We start from the raw sequence: 16,245 nt of genomic DNA, 5'->3' as shown, positions 1-16,245 counted from the left end.
GTTGAGTTGGATCGTGGATTGGCGCGACGAGCGGTGTGACTGGGATAGGCGGGGCTGCCGGACGCCGCCTTTCGTCTGCTGCTGGCGTGATCCATTGAAACGATGGCCGTGCCGCGTTGGCCTGATTCCCGTAAGCGAGTCAATTGTTCAGCCATGCCAACGGAGAACACCATGAAAGCCATCGTCTACAACGGCCCACGCGACGTCAGCGTGCAAAACGTCCCTGATGCCCGTATCGAGAAACCCACCGACGCCCTGGTGCGTATCACCACCACCAACATCTGCGGCTCTGACCTGCACATGTACGAAGGCCGCACCTCGTTCGAGACCGGCCGGGTGTTCGGCCACGAGAACCTCGGCGAAGTGATCGAGGTGGGGCAGGGCGTGGACCGCATCAAGGTTGGCGACCGCGTGTGCCTGCCGTTCAACATCGGCTGCGGCTTCTGCGAGAACTGCGAGAAAGGCCTCACCGGCTTCTGCCTCACTGCCAACCCCGGCAACGCCGGCGCAGCGTACGGCTTTGCCGAGATGGGCCCGTACCAGGGTGGCCAGGCCGAGCTGCTGCGCGTGCCGTACGCCGACTTCAACTGCCTGGTGCTGCCCGAGGACGCCCAGGAGCGTGAGGACGACTATGTGATGCTGTCGGACATCTTTCCCACTGGCTGGCACGCCACCGAATTGGCCGGCCTGCTGCCGGGCGAAAGCATCGCCATTTACGGCGCCGGCCCGGTGGGATTGATGGCCGCCCATTCGGCGTTGATCAAGGGCGCATCCCAGGTGTTCGTGGTCGACAGCCACCCCGACCGCCTGCAGTTGGCCGCGCAGATGGGCGCCACCCCCATCAATGCGCTGGAACAGGCAGCGGTCGACCAGATTCTCAACCTCACCCATGGCAAAGGCACCGACCGCGGTTGCGAATGCGTGGGCTACCAGTGTTGTGATCGTCACGGCCACGAGGCCAACCACTTGACCATGAACAACCTGGTGGCCTCCACCAAAGCCACGGGCGGCATCGGCGTGGTAGGGGTGTTCGTGCCGCAGGACCCCGGCGCCAAGAGCGAATTGGCGAAGGAAGGCAAGATGGCCTTCGACTTCGGCGCGTTCTGGTTCAAGGGGCAGCAGATTCGCACGGGCCAGGCCAACGTCAAGGCCTACAACCGTCGGTTGGCGGAGCTGATCCACCATGGCCGCGCATCACCGTCGCAGATCATTTCGCATCGGCTCCCCTTGGCCGATGGGCCTGCCGCCTATGGGCATTTCGATGCGCGGGACCAGGGCTGGACCAAGGTAGTGCTCAAGCCGGCCGCCTGACCGGACGACGTCCGCCCCCTGGAACGTACTGGCCCCAGGGGGCGTTGCAGTGCGGGCAGGCACCATCAGCTGCCCGACTTGGCCGATTGCGGCGCCTGTTGCTGTTGCGCCTGGTCGTGGGCCGCGGCCACGGCGCGCTGTTGGTCCTGCACCTGCTCGTAGTGCGCCATGGCGTGGTCACGCGCGGCATCCATGCGGGCCGCGACGATGTCACCGCCGCCTTCGGCCATGGCTGCAACCGAACTGCCCATCAGACCTGCCAGTACCAGCATTTTCAAGATTTTCATGATTCTCTCCACTGTATTTGGCGGGCCGTTGTGGCCCGGTGAAGAGAGAATGCGGCCAGGGGCCTTTCAACGATTTCGCCGGCGCCTAAACAATTTGACAGGTGGGATGGCGTTCGCACGCCCAGGTGCAGGGTGAGCCGTTGCAGCTAGGCAGGCAAGCTAGGCCAACCGTGCCACCAGCCCGTAGCCCAGGAACGTCATCAACAGCGACCCCAGCACGTGGGCGCTGACGGTCGCCGCCGCCCACCCCAGGCGGCCTTCCTGGAGCATGAACAGCACTTCGGCCGAGAAGGTTGAAAAGGTCGTCAGGCCGCCGCAAAAGCCTGTGGTGATCAGCAGTTTCAACGCAGGGTCGAGGTTGGGGGCGCGCATGAACAAGGCCATGGCCATGCCGATGATGAAGCCGCCGACAAGGTTTACCAGCAAGGTGCCCAGGGGCAGGTTGGGGAACAGCCCGTTGAGCTTGATTGCCAGCAGCCATCGGCCCAGGCAGCCAATGGCGCCGCCGATGGCGACGGCGAGGAAGGAACTGTACATGCGCAGGTGTCCGCAGGGGCGAGGTTTGACTGTAGCGCAATGACGCCGCCTGCGGCAGCTGAGGGCTTCTGTAGCAGCGGTCGTAGGCCGCGTCCAGGGCGCCGCGCTTTTCCTGGCACACCGCGGTGGGCCCGGACGCCGCCTGCGGCAGCTGCTACGGGGGGTTGGGTAGCAGCGTTCGCCAGATCGACTACCTTATGGTGCTGCACAGCCATTTTTCACACCTGCCTTAGAAGGAGTGCTCACCATGACCGATCAAGCCAGACGCCCCTTGCTGGTGCCGTTCGCCGGCCCCACGCTTTTGGGTACGCCGCTGCTCAACAAGGGCACCGCCTTCACCGCACAGGAGCGCGCCGAACTGGGCTTGCAGGGCCTGCTGCCCGCCCAGGTAGAGACCATCGACGAGCAGGCGCGCCGCGCCTTCGCGCAGTTCGAGGGGTGCTCCACCGACCTTGAAAAGCACGTGCTGCTGCGCTCCATCCAGGACTTCAACGAGACCCTGTTCTACAAGCTGGTAGACGACCACCTGGACCGCATGCTGCCGATCATCTACACGCCCACGGTGGGCAAGGCGTGCCAGGAGTTCTCGCGCATCTACCGCAGCCACCGCGGCCTGTTCATCAGCATCGACGACGCCCAGCGCATCGATGAGATCCTCAACAACGTCACCAAGGACAACGTCAAGGTCATCGTCGTCAGCGACTGCGAGCGCATCCTCGGCCTGGGTGACCAGGGCGTCGGCGGCATGGGCATTCCCATCGGCAAGCTGTCGCTGTACACCGCCTGCGGTGGCATCAGCCCGGCGCACACCCTGCCGGTGGTGCTGGATGTGGGCACCAACAACCCCGAGCGCCTGGCCGACCCGCTGTACTTCGGCCTGCGCCACGAGCGGGTGCGCGGCCAGGCCTACGACGATTTCGTCCAGGCCTTCATCGACGGCGTGAAGCGCCGCTGGCCCAAGGCGATCGTGCAGTTCGAGGACTTCGCGCTGGCCCAGGCCATGCCGCTGCTGGACCGTTTCCGCGACCAGCTGTGCTGTTTCAACGATGACATCCAGGGCACCGCCGCCGTCACCGTCGGCACCCTGCTGGCAGCGTGCAAGGTCAAGGGCCAGCGCCTGGCGGACCAGGTGGTGGCGTTCGTCGGCGCCGGCTCCGCCGGCTGCGGCATTGCCGAGCAGATCATCGCCGCCATGCAGCTGGAAGGGGTGAGCGAGGCCCAGGCCCGGCGGCAGGTGTTCCTGATCAACAGCAAGGGCCTGCTCACCGACCGCCAGGCCGGCCTCTACGACTTCCAGGCGCGGCTGGCCCACCACAGCGACAGCCTGGCGGGCTGGCAGTACGCCGGTGACTGGCCGTCGTTGCAGGAGGTGGTCAGCAATGCCCGCCCCAGCGTGCTGATTGGCGTGTCGGGCAAGGCCGGCCTGTTCACCCAGCAGATCATCGAAACCCTGCACCAGGGCTGCCCGCAGCCCATCGTCATGCCGCTGTCCAACCCCACCTCGCAGATCGAGGCGCACCCCAAGGACATCCTGCAATGGACCCACGGCCAGGCGCTGGTGGCCACCGGCAGCCCGTTCCTGCCGGTGGAGGTGCTGGGCAAGGTGTTCCCCATTGCTCAGTGCAACAACTCCTACATCTTCCCCGGCGTCGGCCTGGGCGCCATCGTCAGCCAGGCCACGCGCATCACCGACGGCATGCTGATGGCCTCGGCCCAGGCGCTGGCCGATTGCGCGCGGGAAGGGCAGATGTTGCCGGCGCTGCGCGAAGTGCAGACGGTCAGCCAGCGCATCGCCTTCGCCGTGGCCAAGGCGGCGCAGGCCGATGGCGTGGCCGTGCCGCAGGATGACGCGAGCCTGAAGGCGGCCATCGAGGCGCAGTTCTGGCGGCCGGTGTACCGCCAGTACAAGCGCCGCTGAGCCCACGAAGTAGCCGCTGCCCCGGGCAGCGGCTACCCCGGCCAGGTGCCCCGGCGCCTGCATTGATGAGTATCACTCATCAGATCATCCCGTTTTCCCCCGGTACTCAGGCCTTCGTCCGTTGCGTAGTGTGAGCCGCATTCACGGCACCCACACCACCACGGAGCCCCCATGCGCCCATTGGCCGCCATCGCCACTGCCGACTCAGCCAACCACGGCTTGCGCACGCTGCTGATCCTCAGTGCGCTGCTGGCCTTCGCCTCGATTTCCACCGACCTCTACCTGCCGGCCATGCCGGTGATGGCCCAGGCGCTGCACGCCGACAGTGGCACCCTGGAATTGACCGTGAGTGGCTACCTGATCGGCTTCAGCCTGGGCCAGTTGTTCTGGGGGCCGTTCAGCGACCGTTTCGGCCGGCGCCTGCCGGTGGCGCTGGGCCTGGTGCTGTTCATCACCGGCTCGGCCGGCTGCGCCCTGGCCGCCGACGGCCACGCCATGATCGGCTGGCGCGTGGTGCAGGCCGTGGGCGCCTGTGCCAACGTGGTGCTGGCCCGTGCCATGGTGCGCGACCTGTACCAGGGGCGCGCGGCGGCGCAGAAGATGTCGACACTGATGACCATCATGGCCATCGCGCCGCTGGCCGGCCCAACGCTGGGCGGGCAGATCCTGCACCTGGCCTCGTGGCAGGCGATTTTCTGGGTGCTGGTGCTGGTCGGCCTGCTGACGTTGGCCAGCCTGCTGCTGTTGCCCGAGACCCTGCCGGCGTTGCGCCGCGCCCCGGCCTCGCTGGGGACGATCGTCGCCCGCTACGGCGCGCTGCTGCGCAACCCGCGCTTTCTCGCCTACGCCGCCACCGGCGGGTTCTTCTACGCCGGCACCTTCGCCTACATCGCCGGCTCGCCGTTTGCCTACATCGGCTACCACCACGTGCCCGCGCAGCTCTACGGGCTGCTGTTCGCCGCCGGCATCGTCGGCGTCATGGCCACCAACCTGGCCAACGCCCGGCTGCTTGCGCACTACCACAGCGACCACTTGCTGATGGTGGGCGCGTTGATGGCTGGTGCGGCCGGGCTGCTGGTCGCCATCAACACCTGGGCGGGCTTCGGCGGGCTGCCGCTGCTGGTGCTGGGCTGCTTCCTGTTCGCCTCGTCCACCGGCTTCGTGGTGGCCAACTCGGTGGCGGGTGCGCTGAATGGCGCCGGCCAGTTCGCCGGCTCCGCCTCGGCCCTGGCCGGGGCCATGCAATACGGCGCGGGCATCCTCGGCTCGGCCCTGGTGGCGCTGTTCGCCGACGGCACGCCATGGCCCATGGGCGCGGTGCTGGCGCTGTGCGGCGTGGGCTGCGTGGCCAGCGCGGCCTGGGTCTTGCGCACCGCCACAACTCATTGATCCACTCCAACAGAGGTAACTTCCATGACGCTCGACTTTGACAATCAGGTGGCCCTGGTCACCGGCGCGGCCTCCGGCATTGGCCTGGCCACCGCCAAGGCGTTTGCCGCGGCAGGCGCCGCCGTGGCCCTGGCCGACAGGCACGGCGAGGCCGCCCGCGCCGTCGCCGAGCAGCTGAACGCCGCGGGCCACAAGGCCATCGCCATCGAGTGCGACGTGGCCGACATCGCCCAGGTCGAGGCGATGGTCCAGCAGACCGTCGCCGAACTGGGCCGGCTGGACGCTGCGTTCAACAACGCCGGCATCCAGAACCTGCTCGCCGAAACCGCCGACGCCAGCGTCGAGGACTACGACCGGGTGATGGCGGTGAACCTGCGCGGCGTGTGGGCCTGCATGAAGTTCCAGCTGCAGCACATGCGCGCGCAGGGCAGCGGCAGCATCGTCAACTGCTCGTCCCTGGGCGGCCTGGTGGGCGGCGCCGAGCGCGCCAACTACCACGCGGCCAAGCACGGCGTGCTCGGCCTGACCAAGAGCGCGGCGCTGGAATACGCGGCGCGCAACATCCGCGTGAACGCCGTGTGCCCGGGCCTGATCTGGACGCCCATGGCCGACCAGATGGTGGCGAGCGGGCAGGGCGAAGCCCTGGAAGGGATGGTCAAGAGCATCCCCATGGCCCGCCACGGCCGCCCCGAAGAAATCGCCGACGCGGTGCTGTGGCTCAGCAGTCGCCGTGCCAGCTACGTCACCGGCCAGTCCATCTCGGTGGACGGCGGCTTCATCATGCGTTGATCAGAGGCAGTGAACATGAACCCGCAACACACCGATTGCCAGCCATCGCTGGACGACCTCGAAAGCGTGGCGCCTGCGCTGCGCCATTTCACCGCGACCCTGGTGCAGGGCACGCTCTGGCGCAACACCGACCTCAACCCGCGCGACCGCAGCCTGGTCACCCTGGCCGCCGCCATTGCCCGCAACCATGCGGTGCAGCTGCAACCGGCCCTTGAACAGGCCTTGCAGCATGGCGTCAAGCCGGCGGAGATCTCCGAGGTCATCACCCACCTGGCGTTCTATGCAGGCTGGGGCAATGCCCTGGCGGCGGTACTCCCGGCCAAGGCAGTGTTCGCCCGGCACGGGGTGGCTGCCGCCGACCTGCCGCCGGTGGCCTGCGAGCCGCTGCCGCTGGACGAAGCCGCCGAGCGCCAGCGCGCCACCGCCGTCAACGCCAACTTCGGCGAGGTAGCCCCAGGCGTGGTCAAGCACACCACCGACTGCCTGTTCCTCGACCTGTGGTTGCGCCCGGCCCTGGCGCCGCGCGACCGCAGCCTGGTGACGGTGACGGCGCTGGTGTGCGCCGGGCAGGTGGCCCAGGTGACCTACCACCTCAACCGCGCCATGGACAACGGCCTGACCCAGGCCCAGGCGGGCGAACTGCTGACCCAACTGGCGTTCCACGCCGGCTGGCCGAACGTGTTCTCGGCCATGCCGGTGTTCAAGGATGTGTTTGCCAGCCGCCACTGAGACCGCAGGAGTGAATCATGAGAGCACTGACGTTACTGACCGCGATGATGACCTGCACGGCGGCCCTGGCCGCTGAAAGCTCCGATGAGCAGAACATGAGCATCGTCAGGAACGGCGAGCAGCCTGCGATCATGGGCGCGCCGGGCAATTTCGTCGGCAACGCGCGCATCGACCCGCTGTTCGCGGCGCGCGCGCCGTCCACGGTGTCGGCGGGGGCGGTGACGTTCCAGCCGGGTGCCCGCTCAGCCTGGCACACCCACCCCATGGGGCAGACCCTTGTGGTCACCGCCGGCACTGGCTGGATTCAACAGGAGGGCGGGCTGAAGCAGGTGATCAAGCCCGGCGACGTGATCTGGACGCCGCCCGGCGTTAAGCATTGGCACGGCGCCACGGCGACTACCGGCATGACCCACATCGCCGTCCAGGAGGCCCAGGGCGGCAAGAGCGTGGAGTGGCTGGAGCCGGTGACGGACGCGCAATACGAGGCCTCGCGATGAAGCGCTTGAAGGTGGCCGCCACCGCCCTGTCACTGTTGCTGTCGGCCTGTGCCGCTCACGACAAGCCCCAAGGCCCCAGCCTGGACGATGTACGCGCCGTATCACCGGCGCTCGCCCACAACACCCAGGCGCTGCTGGGCGAGGTGTGGCGGCGCCCCGGCCTGTCGCCCCGCGACCGCAGCCTGGTGACCGTGGCGGCGCTGATTGCGCGCAACCAGCCGGCGGAGCTGGCTGTGCAGTTGAACCTGGCGCTGGACAACGGCGTCACCCCTGCCGAGTTGTCGGAGACCATCAACCACCTGGCGTTCTACAGCGGTTGGGGCACCGCCACGGCGGCGATCCCGGTCGCCCGGCAGGTGTTCGCCAGCCGCGGGATCACTGCTGCGCAACTGCCGCCGGTGTCACCGCCGTTGCTGCCGCTGGACCAGGCTGCTGAACAGGCTCGGGCCGCCTATGTCGACAAGCTGGCAGGGCCGGTGTCGCCTGGCCTGGTGCAGTACACCGGTTCGGCGCTGTTCCATGACCTGTGGCTGCGGCCCGGGCTGGCCCCCCGGGATCGGAGCCTGGTCACTGTCAGTGCGTTGATCGCCAACGGTCAGATGGGGCAATTGGCGGCCCACCTGAACCGCGCCATGGACAACGGCCTGACCCAGCTGCAGGCCGCGGAAATGCTCACGCAGCTGGCGTTCTACGCCGGGTGGCCGAACGTGTTCACGGCGGTGCCGGTGGTCAACGGCGTGTTTGCCAGCCGGCAGCCAGCCCACGGGGACTCATGAGAAGGGCTCATGACTGCATCCCGTTGTCCCACCTTAATCATGACCAGCTGTTTGGTTAGCATGCTATCAAACGCGCCACGGCTTGCGTGGCGCACCGTTTCAACGCTTGAGGACGTCTATTCATGAATTACCGCTACCTGGGCCGCAGCGCCCTGAAAGTCTCGCCCCTGTGCCTGGGCGCCATGATGTTCGGCGGCGAGACCGACGAGCCCACCTCACGCCGCATCATCGACAAGGCCGCTGCCGCCGGGGTGAACTTTATCGACACCGCTGACGCCTACCACGCCGGCCGCTCCGAGCAGATCATCGGCCGGGCCATCGCCGAACAGCGCGACCGCTGGGTGGTGGCCACCAAGTTCGGCTACCCGTCGTCCGCCACCGCCGGGCCCAACGAGCAGGGCCAGTCGCGCAAGTGGATCATGCAGAACGTGGAAGGCGTGCTGAAGCGCATGGGCACCGACTTCATCGACATCCTGTACTTCCACCGCACCCTCACCGATGCGCCGATGGAGGAGGGGCTGCGCGCGGTAGAGGACCTGATTCGCCAGGGCAAGATCCGCTACTACGGCGTGTCCAACTTCCACGCCTGGCGCATTGCCGAGATGGTGCGTATCGCTGATGCCCTGGGCATCCAGCGGCCTACCGTGAGCCAGCCGGTGTACAACATCGTCACCCGTGGCGCCGAGGTCGAGCAGTTGCCGGTGGCCGGCAACTACGGCATTGGCGTGGTGCCCTACAGCCCGCTGGCCCGTGGCGTATTAAGCGGTAAATATGGCGTTGATACGCCGCCGGCCGCCGATTCCCGCGCGGGCCGTGGCGACAAGCGCATCCAGCAGACCGAATGGCGCCCCGAGTCGTTGCGCGTGGCCCAGGCCATCGCCGACCACGCGGCGGCGCGGGGCACCACCTCGATTGCCTTTGCGATTGCCTGGGTGTTGAAAAATCAGCTGGTCAGCGCCGCCATCGCCGGGCCGCGGACCGAGGCCCATTGGGACAGCTACATGCAGGCGCTGGCGCTTGAATTGGGGCCGGACGACGAGCAATTGGTGGACAGCCTGGTGGTGCCAGGGCATGCGTCGACCCATGGCTTTACCGACCCTAATTACCCGGTGGAAGGGCGCTGCGTGCGGTAAAGATTGCGTCGGGGCCGGACGCAGCCTGCGGCAGCTGCTACCCAAAGCGGGTGTAGCAGCGGCCGCAGGCCGCGTCCCCAGGCGCCGCGGTCAAAGAATAAACCGCGCCACCTTGCCGTTCAGGTCGCTGGCATGTTCCTGCAGCGACCGCGACTGTTTCTCGGCGTCCAGCGAGCCTTCCACCAGGTCCTCGCCCAGGGTCTTGATGGTGACCACGTTGCGGGTGATTTCCTCAGTCACCGAGGACTGTTCCTCGGCGGCGGAGGCGATCTGCTGGGACATGCCGGAGATCTCGCTGGCCGCCTCGGTGATCTCCTCGAGCGAAGCGTAGGCCTGCTGGGCGTCGGCGACGCTGCGTTCGGCCAGGCCGGTGCTGTTGGCCATGCGTTCCACGGCGTCGTCGGTGATGCGCTGGATGTTGCTGACCGTGGCCTGGATCGACTTGGTCGACTCCTGGGTACGCTGGGACAGCATGCGCACCTCGTCGGCCACCACCGCGAAGCCACGGCCGTGCTCGCCGGCGCGGGCCGCTTCGATGGCCGCGTTGAGGGCCAGCAGGTTGGTCTGCTCGGCCACGCTCTGGATGCTGGTGAGCACGCTGGTGATGGACTGCGAGTACTCGCTCAGCTCGTTGACCACCCGGGTGGCAGCGCTGATTTCGCTGGACAGGTCGACGATCGAGCCCTGGGTCTTGCGCACCAGTTCCAGGCCTTTCAGGCTGCTGACCGACGACTGCTGTGCCGACACCGCGGTGCGTTCGGCGTTGCCGGCGATTTCCTGGGTGGCAGAAGCCATTTCGGTGACGGCGGTGGCCACCAGGGTCAGTTCCTGTTGCAGGCGCTCCAGGCTCTGGGCCGCGTCGCTGCTGCGGTTGAGCACGCTGGTGGACTCCTGGCCGATCTCCACCGCCTGGTGGCGCACGTGGCCGATCAGGGTGTGCAGGCTGCCGACGAACTGGTTGAAGTGCCGGCCCAGGTCGCCCACCTCGTCGTCGGACTGTTGGGCGATGCGCTGGGTCAGGTCGCCGTCGCCGCTGGCGATCACCTGCAGGCCACGGGACATGGCGCCCAGCGGGCGCAGCAGCCACACGCACAGGGCGTTGACCACCAACAGCGACAGCACCAGGATCACCACCAGGGTGCCCAGGGCCACCCACAGGCTGCGGTGCAGCGGGGCCAGCAGCACGTCGTTGTCCAGCACCAGCACCAGCTTTTCGTGCTGGTGTTCGATAGGCATCACGTACAGGCGCTCGCCCTTGTCATCGATCAGGAACTTCTCGCCATCGCTGGCCGCCAGCGACTGCAGGGTCGTGCTGGTGAGGGCGGGGTATAGGCTGTCGACCGGCTTGTCCAGGGCGTTTTTATCGTTATGGCCGAGGATGATGCCGTCGTGGTCGACGAAGAACGCCGAGCCGTTGCCCGGCAGCTTGATCTGTTTCAGCTGGCCGAGGATCTCGCCCATGCTGACGTCGGCGCCCAGCACCCCCAGGGTGCTGCCGTTGCGCGCCAGCACCTTGCCCAGGGACAGCACGTAGCTTTGCGTGGCGGCGGCCACCGACGGCGTCGAGAAGTACACCTCGCCCGGTGCCAGCAGGGCCTGTTGGTACCACTTCCACTTGCGCGGGTCGTTGTTGTCGGGTGGCAGGGTGGCGCCGTTGGCGTTGATCTGGCTGCCGTCGGGGCGGGCCAGGAACACGTTGTCGAAACCGCCGGAGACCTTGGCCTGCTGCAGCTGTGCCAGCAGCGTGTCGTCACTGGCGCCGGCCACCACCGAGGCCATGGCCATCTGCTTGCTGGTCAGCCAGTAATTGACGTTGGCGGCGAACACCTTGCCGGTGTTGCTCACCTGTTGGGCAATGCCGGTTTCAATGTTGTCGCGGCTTTCCACGTAGTGCAGTGCGGTCAGGCTGCAGCCGACCAACAGCAGCGCGACGCTGGCCGACAGGGCCAGTTTTTTTCCTAGGGTCAACTTCATAGAGCACCTTGCTTGGCAGTGCGAACGTGAACGCGAAGCGCATTCAGGGGTTCGTTAGGAAGCTATCGGCATCCCCAGGCAGGACTGAAGGCCACTGGTCAGACTTTTTGTAACCGGTTTCAGTGGCGAATTTGCGGGCGATGTGCGAGGTCTATGCTTGCAGGTACGCATCTGCACGAGGAATCGACCATGAAGCCTGCCCCTCGCACCCTGATCAGCCGCGAACCCTGGTGGGCACGGCCGCCTGCGCCCGGGCAGGACGAGAGCACCTGCGACTGGGGCTGGCTGGAGGTGTACTCCGACCGCACGTTCCGCTTTGACCCGGTGCGGCCCACCGACGAGGAAATTCGCAACCGCAAGGGCTGCCGGGTGGCGCAGGAACCCCACTGACGCCCGTAGCAGCTGCCGCAGGCTGCGTCCTGGCCAGCGCGATTCAACAGGCACGCCGCCGGACGCAGCCTTCGGCAGCTGCTACGGGGCTGCGGTTAGGGGCCCAGTACCAGATGCTCGGCGAGAAAATCGATGAAAACGCGCAGCTTGGGCAACGGCTGCCGGCTGCCCGGCCACAGCAGCGAAAACGTGCCGCCGGCCACCAGGCGCTCATCGAGAATGCTCACCAGGCTGCCGTCGCGCAGGTACTGCCCCACGGCGAAGTCCGGCAGGTAGGCCACCCCCAAGCCGCCCACGGCCGCGCCGATCAGCGCCTCGACGTTGTTGAAGGTCAAGGTGCCCGGCAGCTCCAGTGGCGGCAGGCCTGCGCGGCCCTCGAAGGTCCAGGGCTGCAGCTGGCCGTTGCTGTGGAAGCGGTAGAACAGGCAGGCATGGTCGCGCAGTTGTTCCGGCGTGGTGGGGATGCCGCGCGTGGCGAAATAGCCGGGCGCGCCCACCAGGATCAGGCGGAAGGCCCCCAGGGTGCGAGCCCTCAGGCGCGAGTCGAGGACGTCGCCGCTGCGGATCACGGCGTCCATGCCCTCGGCGATGACGTCGACCATGCGGTCGCTGAAGTCCAGGTCCAGCTCGATCTCGGGGTAGCGGCGGGTGAACTCGGGCAGGATCGGCAATAGCATGCGATAGCCCAGCGCTGGCAGGCTGATGCGCAGCCGGCCGCGGGGCACTTCGCGTTGCCGTGACAGCTCGGCCTGGGCCTCCTCCAGTTCTGCCACCACGCGGCTGCAGCGGGCGTAGAACAGCTCGCCGGCCTCGGTGAGGCTGATGTGCCGGGTGCTGCGGTTAAGCAGGCGCACGCCCAGGCTCTCTTCCAGCCGGGCAATGCTCTTGCCCACTGCCGAGGCGGAGATTTCCAGGCGCTGGGCGGCAGCGACGAAGCTGCGCAGCTCGGCGGCGCGGACGAAAGCGGTCAGGCCGCTGAGGCTTTCCATAAGCACCCTTTGCGGACATTTTGTCCGGTTAGACGGGACGGTTGGCCTGTTTTTCCCAGGATCCCCGCCATCCTATCCTCGGGCCTTCGCTAATGGCTACAGGATGTTTCCCATGACTGCTCCGCACCCCTCGACTGCGCGTTACGGCCTGCTGGCCGTGTGCCTGGCCGGGATAATCTTGCCGCTGAGCTTCTCCGCCGGGGCCATCGCCACCCCGGCCATCGGCCACGACCTGGGCGGCAGCCCGCTGGCCCTGGCGTGGATCACCAACGCCTTCATGCTGACCTTCGGCAGCCTGCTGCTGGCGGCCGGTACCTTGGCCGATACCTACGGCCGCCGGCGTCTGTTCGTCGGCGGCGTGGCCCTGTATGTGCTGGTGTCGCTGGCCCTGGGCGCGGCGCCCAGCGTGGCCGTGCTGGATGTGCTGCGCGGCCTGCAGGGGGTGGCGGCGGCCGCAGCGCTGGCAGGTGGCTCGGCCGCGCTGGCGGACCTGTTCGACGGCCCGGCGCGCACCCGTGCCTACAGCGCGCTGGGCACCAGCTTCGGCGTAGGCCTGGCGCTGGGGCCGATGCTGTCGGGCTGGCTCATCAGCCAGTGGGGCTGGCGCGCGGTATTCTTCAGCGCCGCGCTGATCGGCGCGCTGGCCCTGATGCTGGGCCGCCGCTATTTGCGCGAGTCCCGCGACCCGGCGGCCGGGCGCCTGGATGGGCTGGCCACGCTGCTGTTCAGCAGCGCCCTGGGGCTGTTGACCTGGGCGATCATGCAGGTGCCGGTCAGCGGCTGGGCCAGCACGCCGGTGCTGGCGAAGCTGGCGGCGGCCGGGTTGCTGCTGGCGGCGTTCGTTGCCGGCCAGCGCCGCGCCACGCGGCCGATGCTGGACCTGACGCTGTTTCGCTACCCACGCTTCCTCGGCGTGCAGCTGCTGCCCATCGCCACCTGCTACTGCTTCGTGGTGCTGCTGGTGGCGCTGCCCCTGCGTTTCGTCGGCATCGAGGGCCGCAGCGAACTCGACGCCGGCCTGGCCATGCTGGCCCTGTGCGCGCCGATGCTGGTGGTGCCGGGCGTGGCGGCGTGGTTGACCCGCTTTGCCTCCGCCGGAGTGATCTGCGCCCTGGGGCTGGCCATTGCCGCGGCAGGCCTGTGGTGGCTGGGGCGCATCGCGCCAGGGCAGGGCGCCGGTGCCTGGGTGGTGCCGATGCTGGTGATCGGTGTCGGTACGGGCCTGCCGTGGGGGCTGATGGACGGCCTGTCGGTGAGCGTGGTGCCCAAGGAACGCGCTGGCATGGCCACGGGCATCTTCAGCACCACGCGGGTAGCAGGCGAGGGCATTGCACTGGCGGTAGTGACGGCGGTGAACAGCGGCTTGATTGCCCGGCAGTTGCCGCCGGCGCAGCCTGAGGCGCTGACCCGCGCCGCGCAATACCTGGGCGCCGGCGACCTGCGCCAGGCCGTGCTGGCCATGCCCCAGGTGCCCCGGGCGGCGCTGGTGCAGGCGGCGGCCAGCGCCTTCACCGAGCTGACCTGGGTGCTGATGGCCATCACCCTGGTGTCGGCTGCAGTGGTGCTGCTGTTCCTGGGTGAACGCCAGCGGCTGGGCGCAACCAAGGCCGTGGCTGTCGAATCCGACTGAACCTGCGCGCGCGCCGGGCGGTCACTTGCATGTTGCCAACGACCCGACAAGGAGTCTGCCCATGCGACCTCTGCACTTTACCAGCCTGACCTGCGCCGCCCTGCTGGTGGCCGCCTGTTCCACCCAGCCCGGCGCCATGTGGGGCGCCAACGATGCCGCCAACCGCCAGGCGTTGCCGCCCGACCAGGCCTACCCGGAACTGTTCGAAGCGGTGCAGCGCGGCCAGGTGTTCACCGACCAGAAGCACTTCGTCGATGCCCTGCCCAAGCGTGACCCGGCGCGTATCCGCGCTGACTACCTGGCCCAGCGCGAGCGCTCGGGCTTCGACCTGAAGGCCTTCGTCAGCGCCAATTTCATCGAGTCCGGCGAAGCCGACAGCCCAGCGCCGAAACCCGGCGCGCCAATCAAGGAACACATCGACAAGCTGTGGCCGGTGCTCAGCCGCAGCTACAGCGAGGTGCCGCAGTACAGCAGCCTGCTGCCGCTGCCGCAGCCCTACGTGGTGCCCGGCGGGCGCTTCCGCGAGATGTATTACTGGGACTCGTACTTCACCATGCTGGGCCTGGAGCAGAGCGGCGACAAGGCCCAGGTGCGGCAGATGGTCGACAACTTCGCCTACATGATCGACACCTACGGCCACATTCCCAACGGCAACCGCACCTACTACCTGAGCCGCTCGCAGCCGCCGTTCTTCGCCTACATGGTGGACCTGGAAGCGCGTATCGAAGGCGACCAGGCCTACGGTCGCTACCTGCCACAACTGCAGAAGGAATACGCCTACTGGATGCAGGGCGCCCAGGCGCTCAAGCCCGGCCAGGCCATCGAGCACGTGGTGAAGCTGCCGGACGGCAGCCTGTTCAACCGCTACTGGGACGCCAGCGCCACGCCGCGCCAGGAATCGTGGCTGCAGGACGTGAAGACCGCCGAGCAGGCCGCCGGCCAGCCCAAGGAGCAGGTGTGGCGTGACCTGCGCGCTGGCGCCGAAAGCGGCTGGGACTTCAGCTCGCGCTGGCTGGGCGACGGCAAGAGCCTGGCCACCATCCGCACCACCTCGATTGTGCCGGTGGACCTCAACAGCCTGATGTACCACCTGGAAAAAACCATCGCCAAGGCCTGCCAGACCACCGCCGACAGCGCCTGCACGCAAAGCTTCGAGCAGCGCGCCCAGCAGCGCCAGGTGGCCATTGAGGCGCACCTGTGGAACAGCGCCGGCGGCTACTACGTGGACTACGACTGGCGCGCCCAGCAGCCGCGTCCGGCCCTGACCGCGGCGGCGCTGTTTCCGCTGTACACCGGCCTTGCCTCCGACGCCCACGCCAAGGCCACCGCCGCGGCGGTGCGCAACGGCCTGCTGCGCCCCGGCGGCATAGCCACTACCCAGGTCAGCAACGGCCAGCAGTGGGATGAGCCCAACGGCTGGGCGCCGCTGCAATGGGTGGCCGTGCAGGGCCTAAGCCGTTACCAGGAAACCGGCCTGGCCACGCAGATCGGCACGCGCTTCCTGCACCAGGTGCAGGACCTGTACAGCGTGCAGTCCAAGCTGGTGGAAAAGTATGACTTGTCGGGGTTGGGGCAGGGCGGCGGCGGGGGTGAATACGCGCTGCAGGACGGCTTCGGTTGGACCAACGGCGTGACCCTTAAACTGTTGCAAAAGTACTCGACGGCCTACACCGCCGGTAAATAGACCGCTTGGTCTGTGGGGGCTGGCTTGCCAGCGGGTTTGTTGGCTGCGCCGCAAAAACTCGCTGGCAAGCCAGCTCCCACAGGGCTAGGAAATTTTTCTCAATGAGGCCCATAGGCTCTTACAATTTACGCATCCGGTTACTCCCTCTCTAGGCTCTACTGGCTCTTCACATCATAAGATCCATGAGGGATTAACCATGAAAATCAAGACCT

At 67.5% G+C, this 16,245-nt stretch carries 15 protein-coding genes; 11 read left to right on the top strand and 4 right to left on the bottom strand.

Annotated elements, in window-relative coordinates:
• The first annotated feature begins 171 nt into the window (after window positions 1-171).
• Entirely contained in the window at window positions 172-1,311 is a 1,140-nt protein-coding gene (locus AC0J42_RS16005) for a glutathione-independent formaldehyde dehydrogenase (RefSeq protein WP_473002394.1), read from the top strand.
• Window positions 1,312-1,376: 65 nt separating this feature from the next.
• On the opposite strand, the gene AC0J42_RS16000 is transcribed toward AC0J42_RS16005, so the two are convergent.
• Together AC0J42_RS16000 and crcB are read right to left on the bottom strand one after the other, a co-directional pair.
• Window positions 1,377-1,598, bottom strand: coding sequence for a co-regulatory protein PtrA N-terminal domain-containing protein (locus tag AC0J42_RS16000; RefSeq protein WP_416424558.1), 222 nt, complete (start codon window positions 1,596-1,598; stop codon window positions 1,377-1,379).
• A 159-nt stretch (window positions 1,599-1,757) separates the two neighbouring features.
• Entirely contained in the window at window positions 1,758-2,135 is a 378-nt protein-coding gene (gene crcB / locus AC0J42_RS15995; RefSeq protein WP_416424557.1) for a fluoride efflux transporter CrcB, read from the bottom strand.
• 247 nt (window positions 2,136-2,382) lie between these two features.
• Between crcB and AC0J42_RS15990 the strand changes: the two genes are divergently transcribed.
• From AC0J42_RS15990 to AC0J42_RS15960, 7 genes are all read left to right on the top strand, one after another.
• Entirely contained in the window at window positions 2,383-4,053 is a 1,671-nt protein-coding gene (locus AC0J42_RS15990; protein ID WP_473002393.1) for an NAD-dependent malic enzyme, read from the top strand.
• Between the two features lie 171 nt (window positions 4,054-4,224).
• Window positions 4,225-5,442 (top strand): multidrug effflux MFS transporter, encoded by a 1,218-nt coding sequence (locus tag AC0J42_RS15985; RefSeq protein WP_473002392.1) that lies wholly within the window; start codon window positions 4,225-4,227, stop codon window positions 5,440-5,442.
• Window positions 5,443-5,466: 24 nt separating this feature from the next.
• Window positions 5,467-6,231, top strand: coding sequence for an SDR family NAD(P)-dependent oxidoreductase (locus AC0J42_RS15980; protein ID WP_473002391.1), 765 nt, complete (start codon window positions 5,467-5,469; stop codon window positions 6,229-6,231).
• A gap of 15 nt (window positions 6,232-6,246) precedes the next feature.
• Complete coding sequence (locus AC0J42_RS15975; protein ID WP_473002389.1) at window positions 6,247-6,960, top strand: carboxymuconolactone decarboxylase family protein; 714 nt, start codon at window positions 6,247-6,249, stop codon at window positions 6,958-6,960.
• A gap of 17 nt (window positions 6,961-6,977) precedes the next feature.
• Window positions 6,978-7,457, top strand: a complete 480-nt coding sequence (locus tag AC0J42_RS15970) for a (R)-mandelonitrile lyase (RefSeq protein ID WP_473002388.1) — start codon at window positions 6,978-6,980, stop codon at window positions 7,455-7,457.
• Window positions 7,454-8,233, top strand: coding sequence for a carboxymuconolactone decarboxylase family protein (locus AC0J42_RS15965; protein ID WP_473002386.1), 780 nt, complete (start codon window positions 7,454-7,456; stop codon window positions 8,231-8,233). Before AC0J42_RS15970 ends, AC0J42_RS15965 begins: the two co-directional genes overlap by 4 nt.
• A gap of 122 nt (window positions 8,234-8,355) precedes the next feature.
• The gene (locus AC0J42_RS15960; RefSeq protein ID WP_473002385.1) at window positions 8,356-9,366 is read left to right on the top strand and encodes an aldo/keto reductase; all 1,011 of its coding nucleotides are present in this window, start codon (window positions 8,356-8,358) and stop codon (window positions 9,364-9,366) included.
• Window positions 9,367-9,456: 90 nt separating this feature from the next.
• Here the strand turns inward: AC0J42_RS15960 and AC0J42_RS15955 are convergent, their stop codons facing one another.
• Window positions 9,457-11,340, bottom strand: coding sequence for a methyl-accepting chemotaxis protein (locus tag AC0J42_RS15955; RefSeq protein WP_473002383.1), 1,884 nt, complete (start codon window positions 11,338-11,340; stop codon window positions 9,457-9,459).
• Window positions 11,341-11,529: 189 nt separating this feature from the next.
• Here AC0J42_RS15955 and AC0J42_RS15950 point away from each other — a divergent pair, with 189 nt between their 5' ends.
• Window positions 11,530-11,730, top strand: a complete 201-nt coding sequence (locus AC0J42_RS15950) for a hypothetical protein (RefSeq protein WP_416424548.1) — start codon at window positions 11,530-11,532, stop codon at window positions 11,728-11,730.
• Window positions 11,731-11,825: 95 nt separating this feature from the next.
• On the opposite strand, the gene AC0J42_RS15945 is transcribed toward AC0J42_RS15950, so the two are convergent.
• Complete coding sequence (locus tag AC0J42_RS15945) at window positions 11,826-12,719, bottom strand: LysR family transcriptional regulator (RefSeq protein WP_473002381.1); 894 nt, start codon at window positions 12,717-12,719, stop codon at window positions 11,826-11,828.
• A 103-nt stretch (window positions 12,720-12,822) separates the two neighbouring features.
• On the opposite strand from AC0J42_RS15945, the gene AC0J42_RS15940 reads away from it, so the two are divergent.
• Together AC0J42_RS15940 and treA are read left to right on the top strand one after the other, a co-directional pair.
• Complete coding sequence (locus tag AC0J42_RS15940) at window positions 12,823-14,349, top strand: MFS transporter (RefSeq protein ID WP_473002380.1); 1,527 nt, start codon at window positions 12,823-12,825, stop codon at window positions 14,347-14,349.
• Window positions 14,350-14,410: 61 nt separating this feature from the next.
• Entirely contained in the window at window positions 14,411-16,033 is a 1,623-nt protein-coding gene (treA, locus tag AC0J42_RS15935; RefSeq protein WP_473002378.1) for an alpha,alpha-trehalase TreA, read from the top strand.
• Window positions 16,034-16,245 lie beyond the last annotated feature (212 nt).

Source organism: Pseudomonas sp. Tav-5-1A, assembly GCF_055755055.1.
This window is presented reverse-complemented; position numbering and strand designations above follow the sequence as displayed.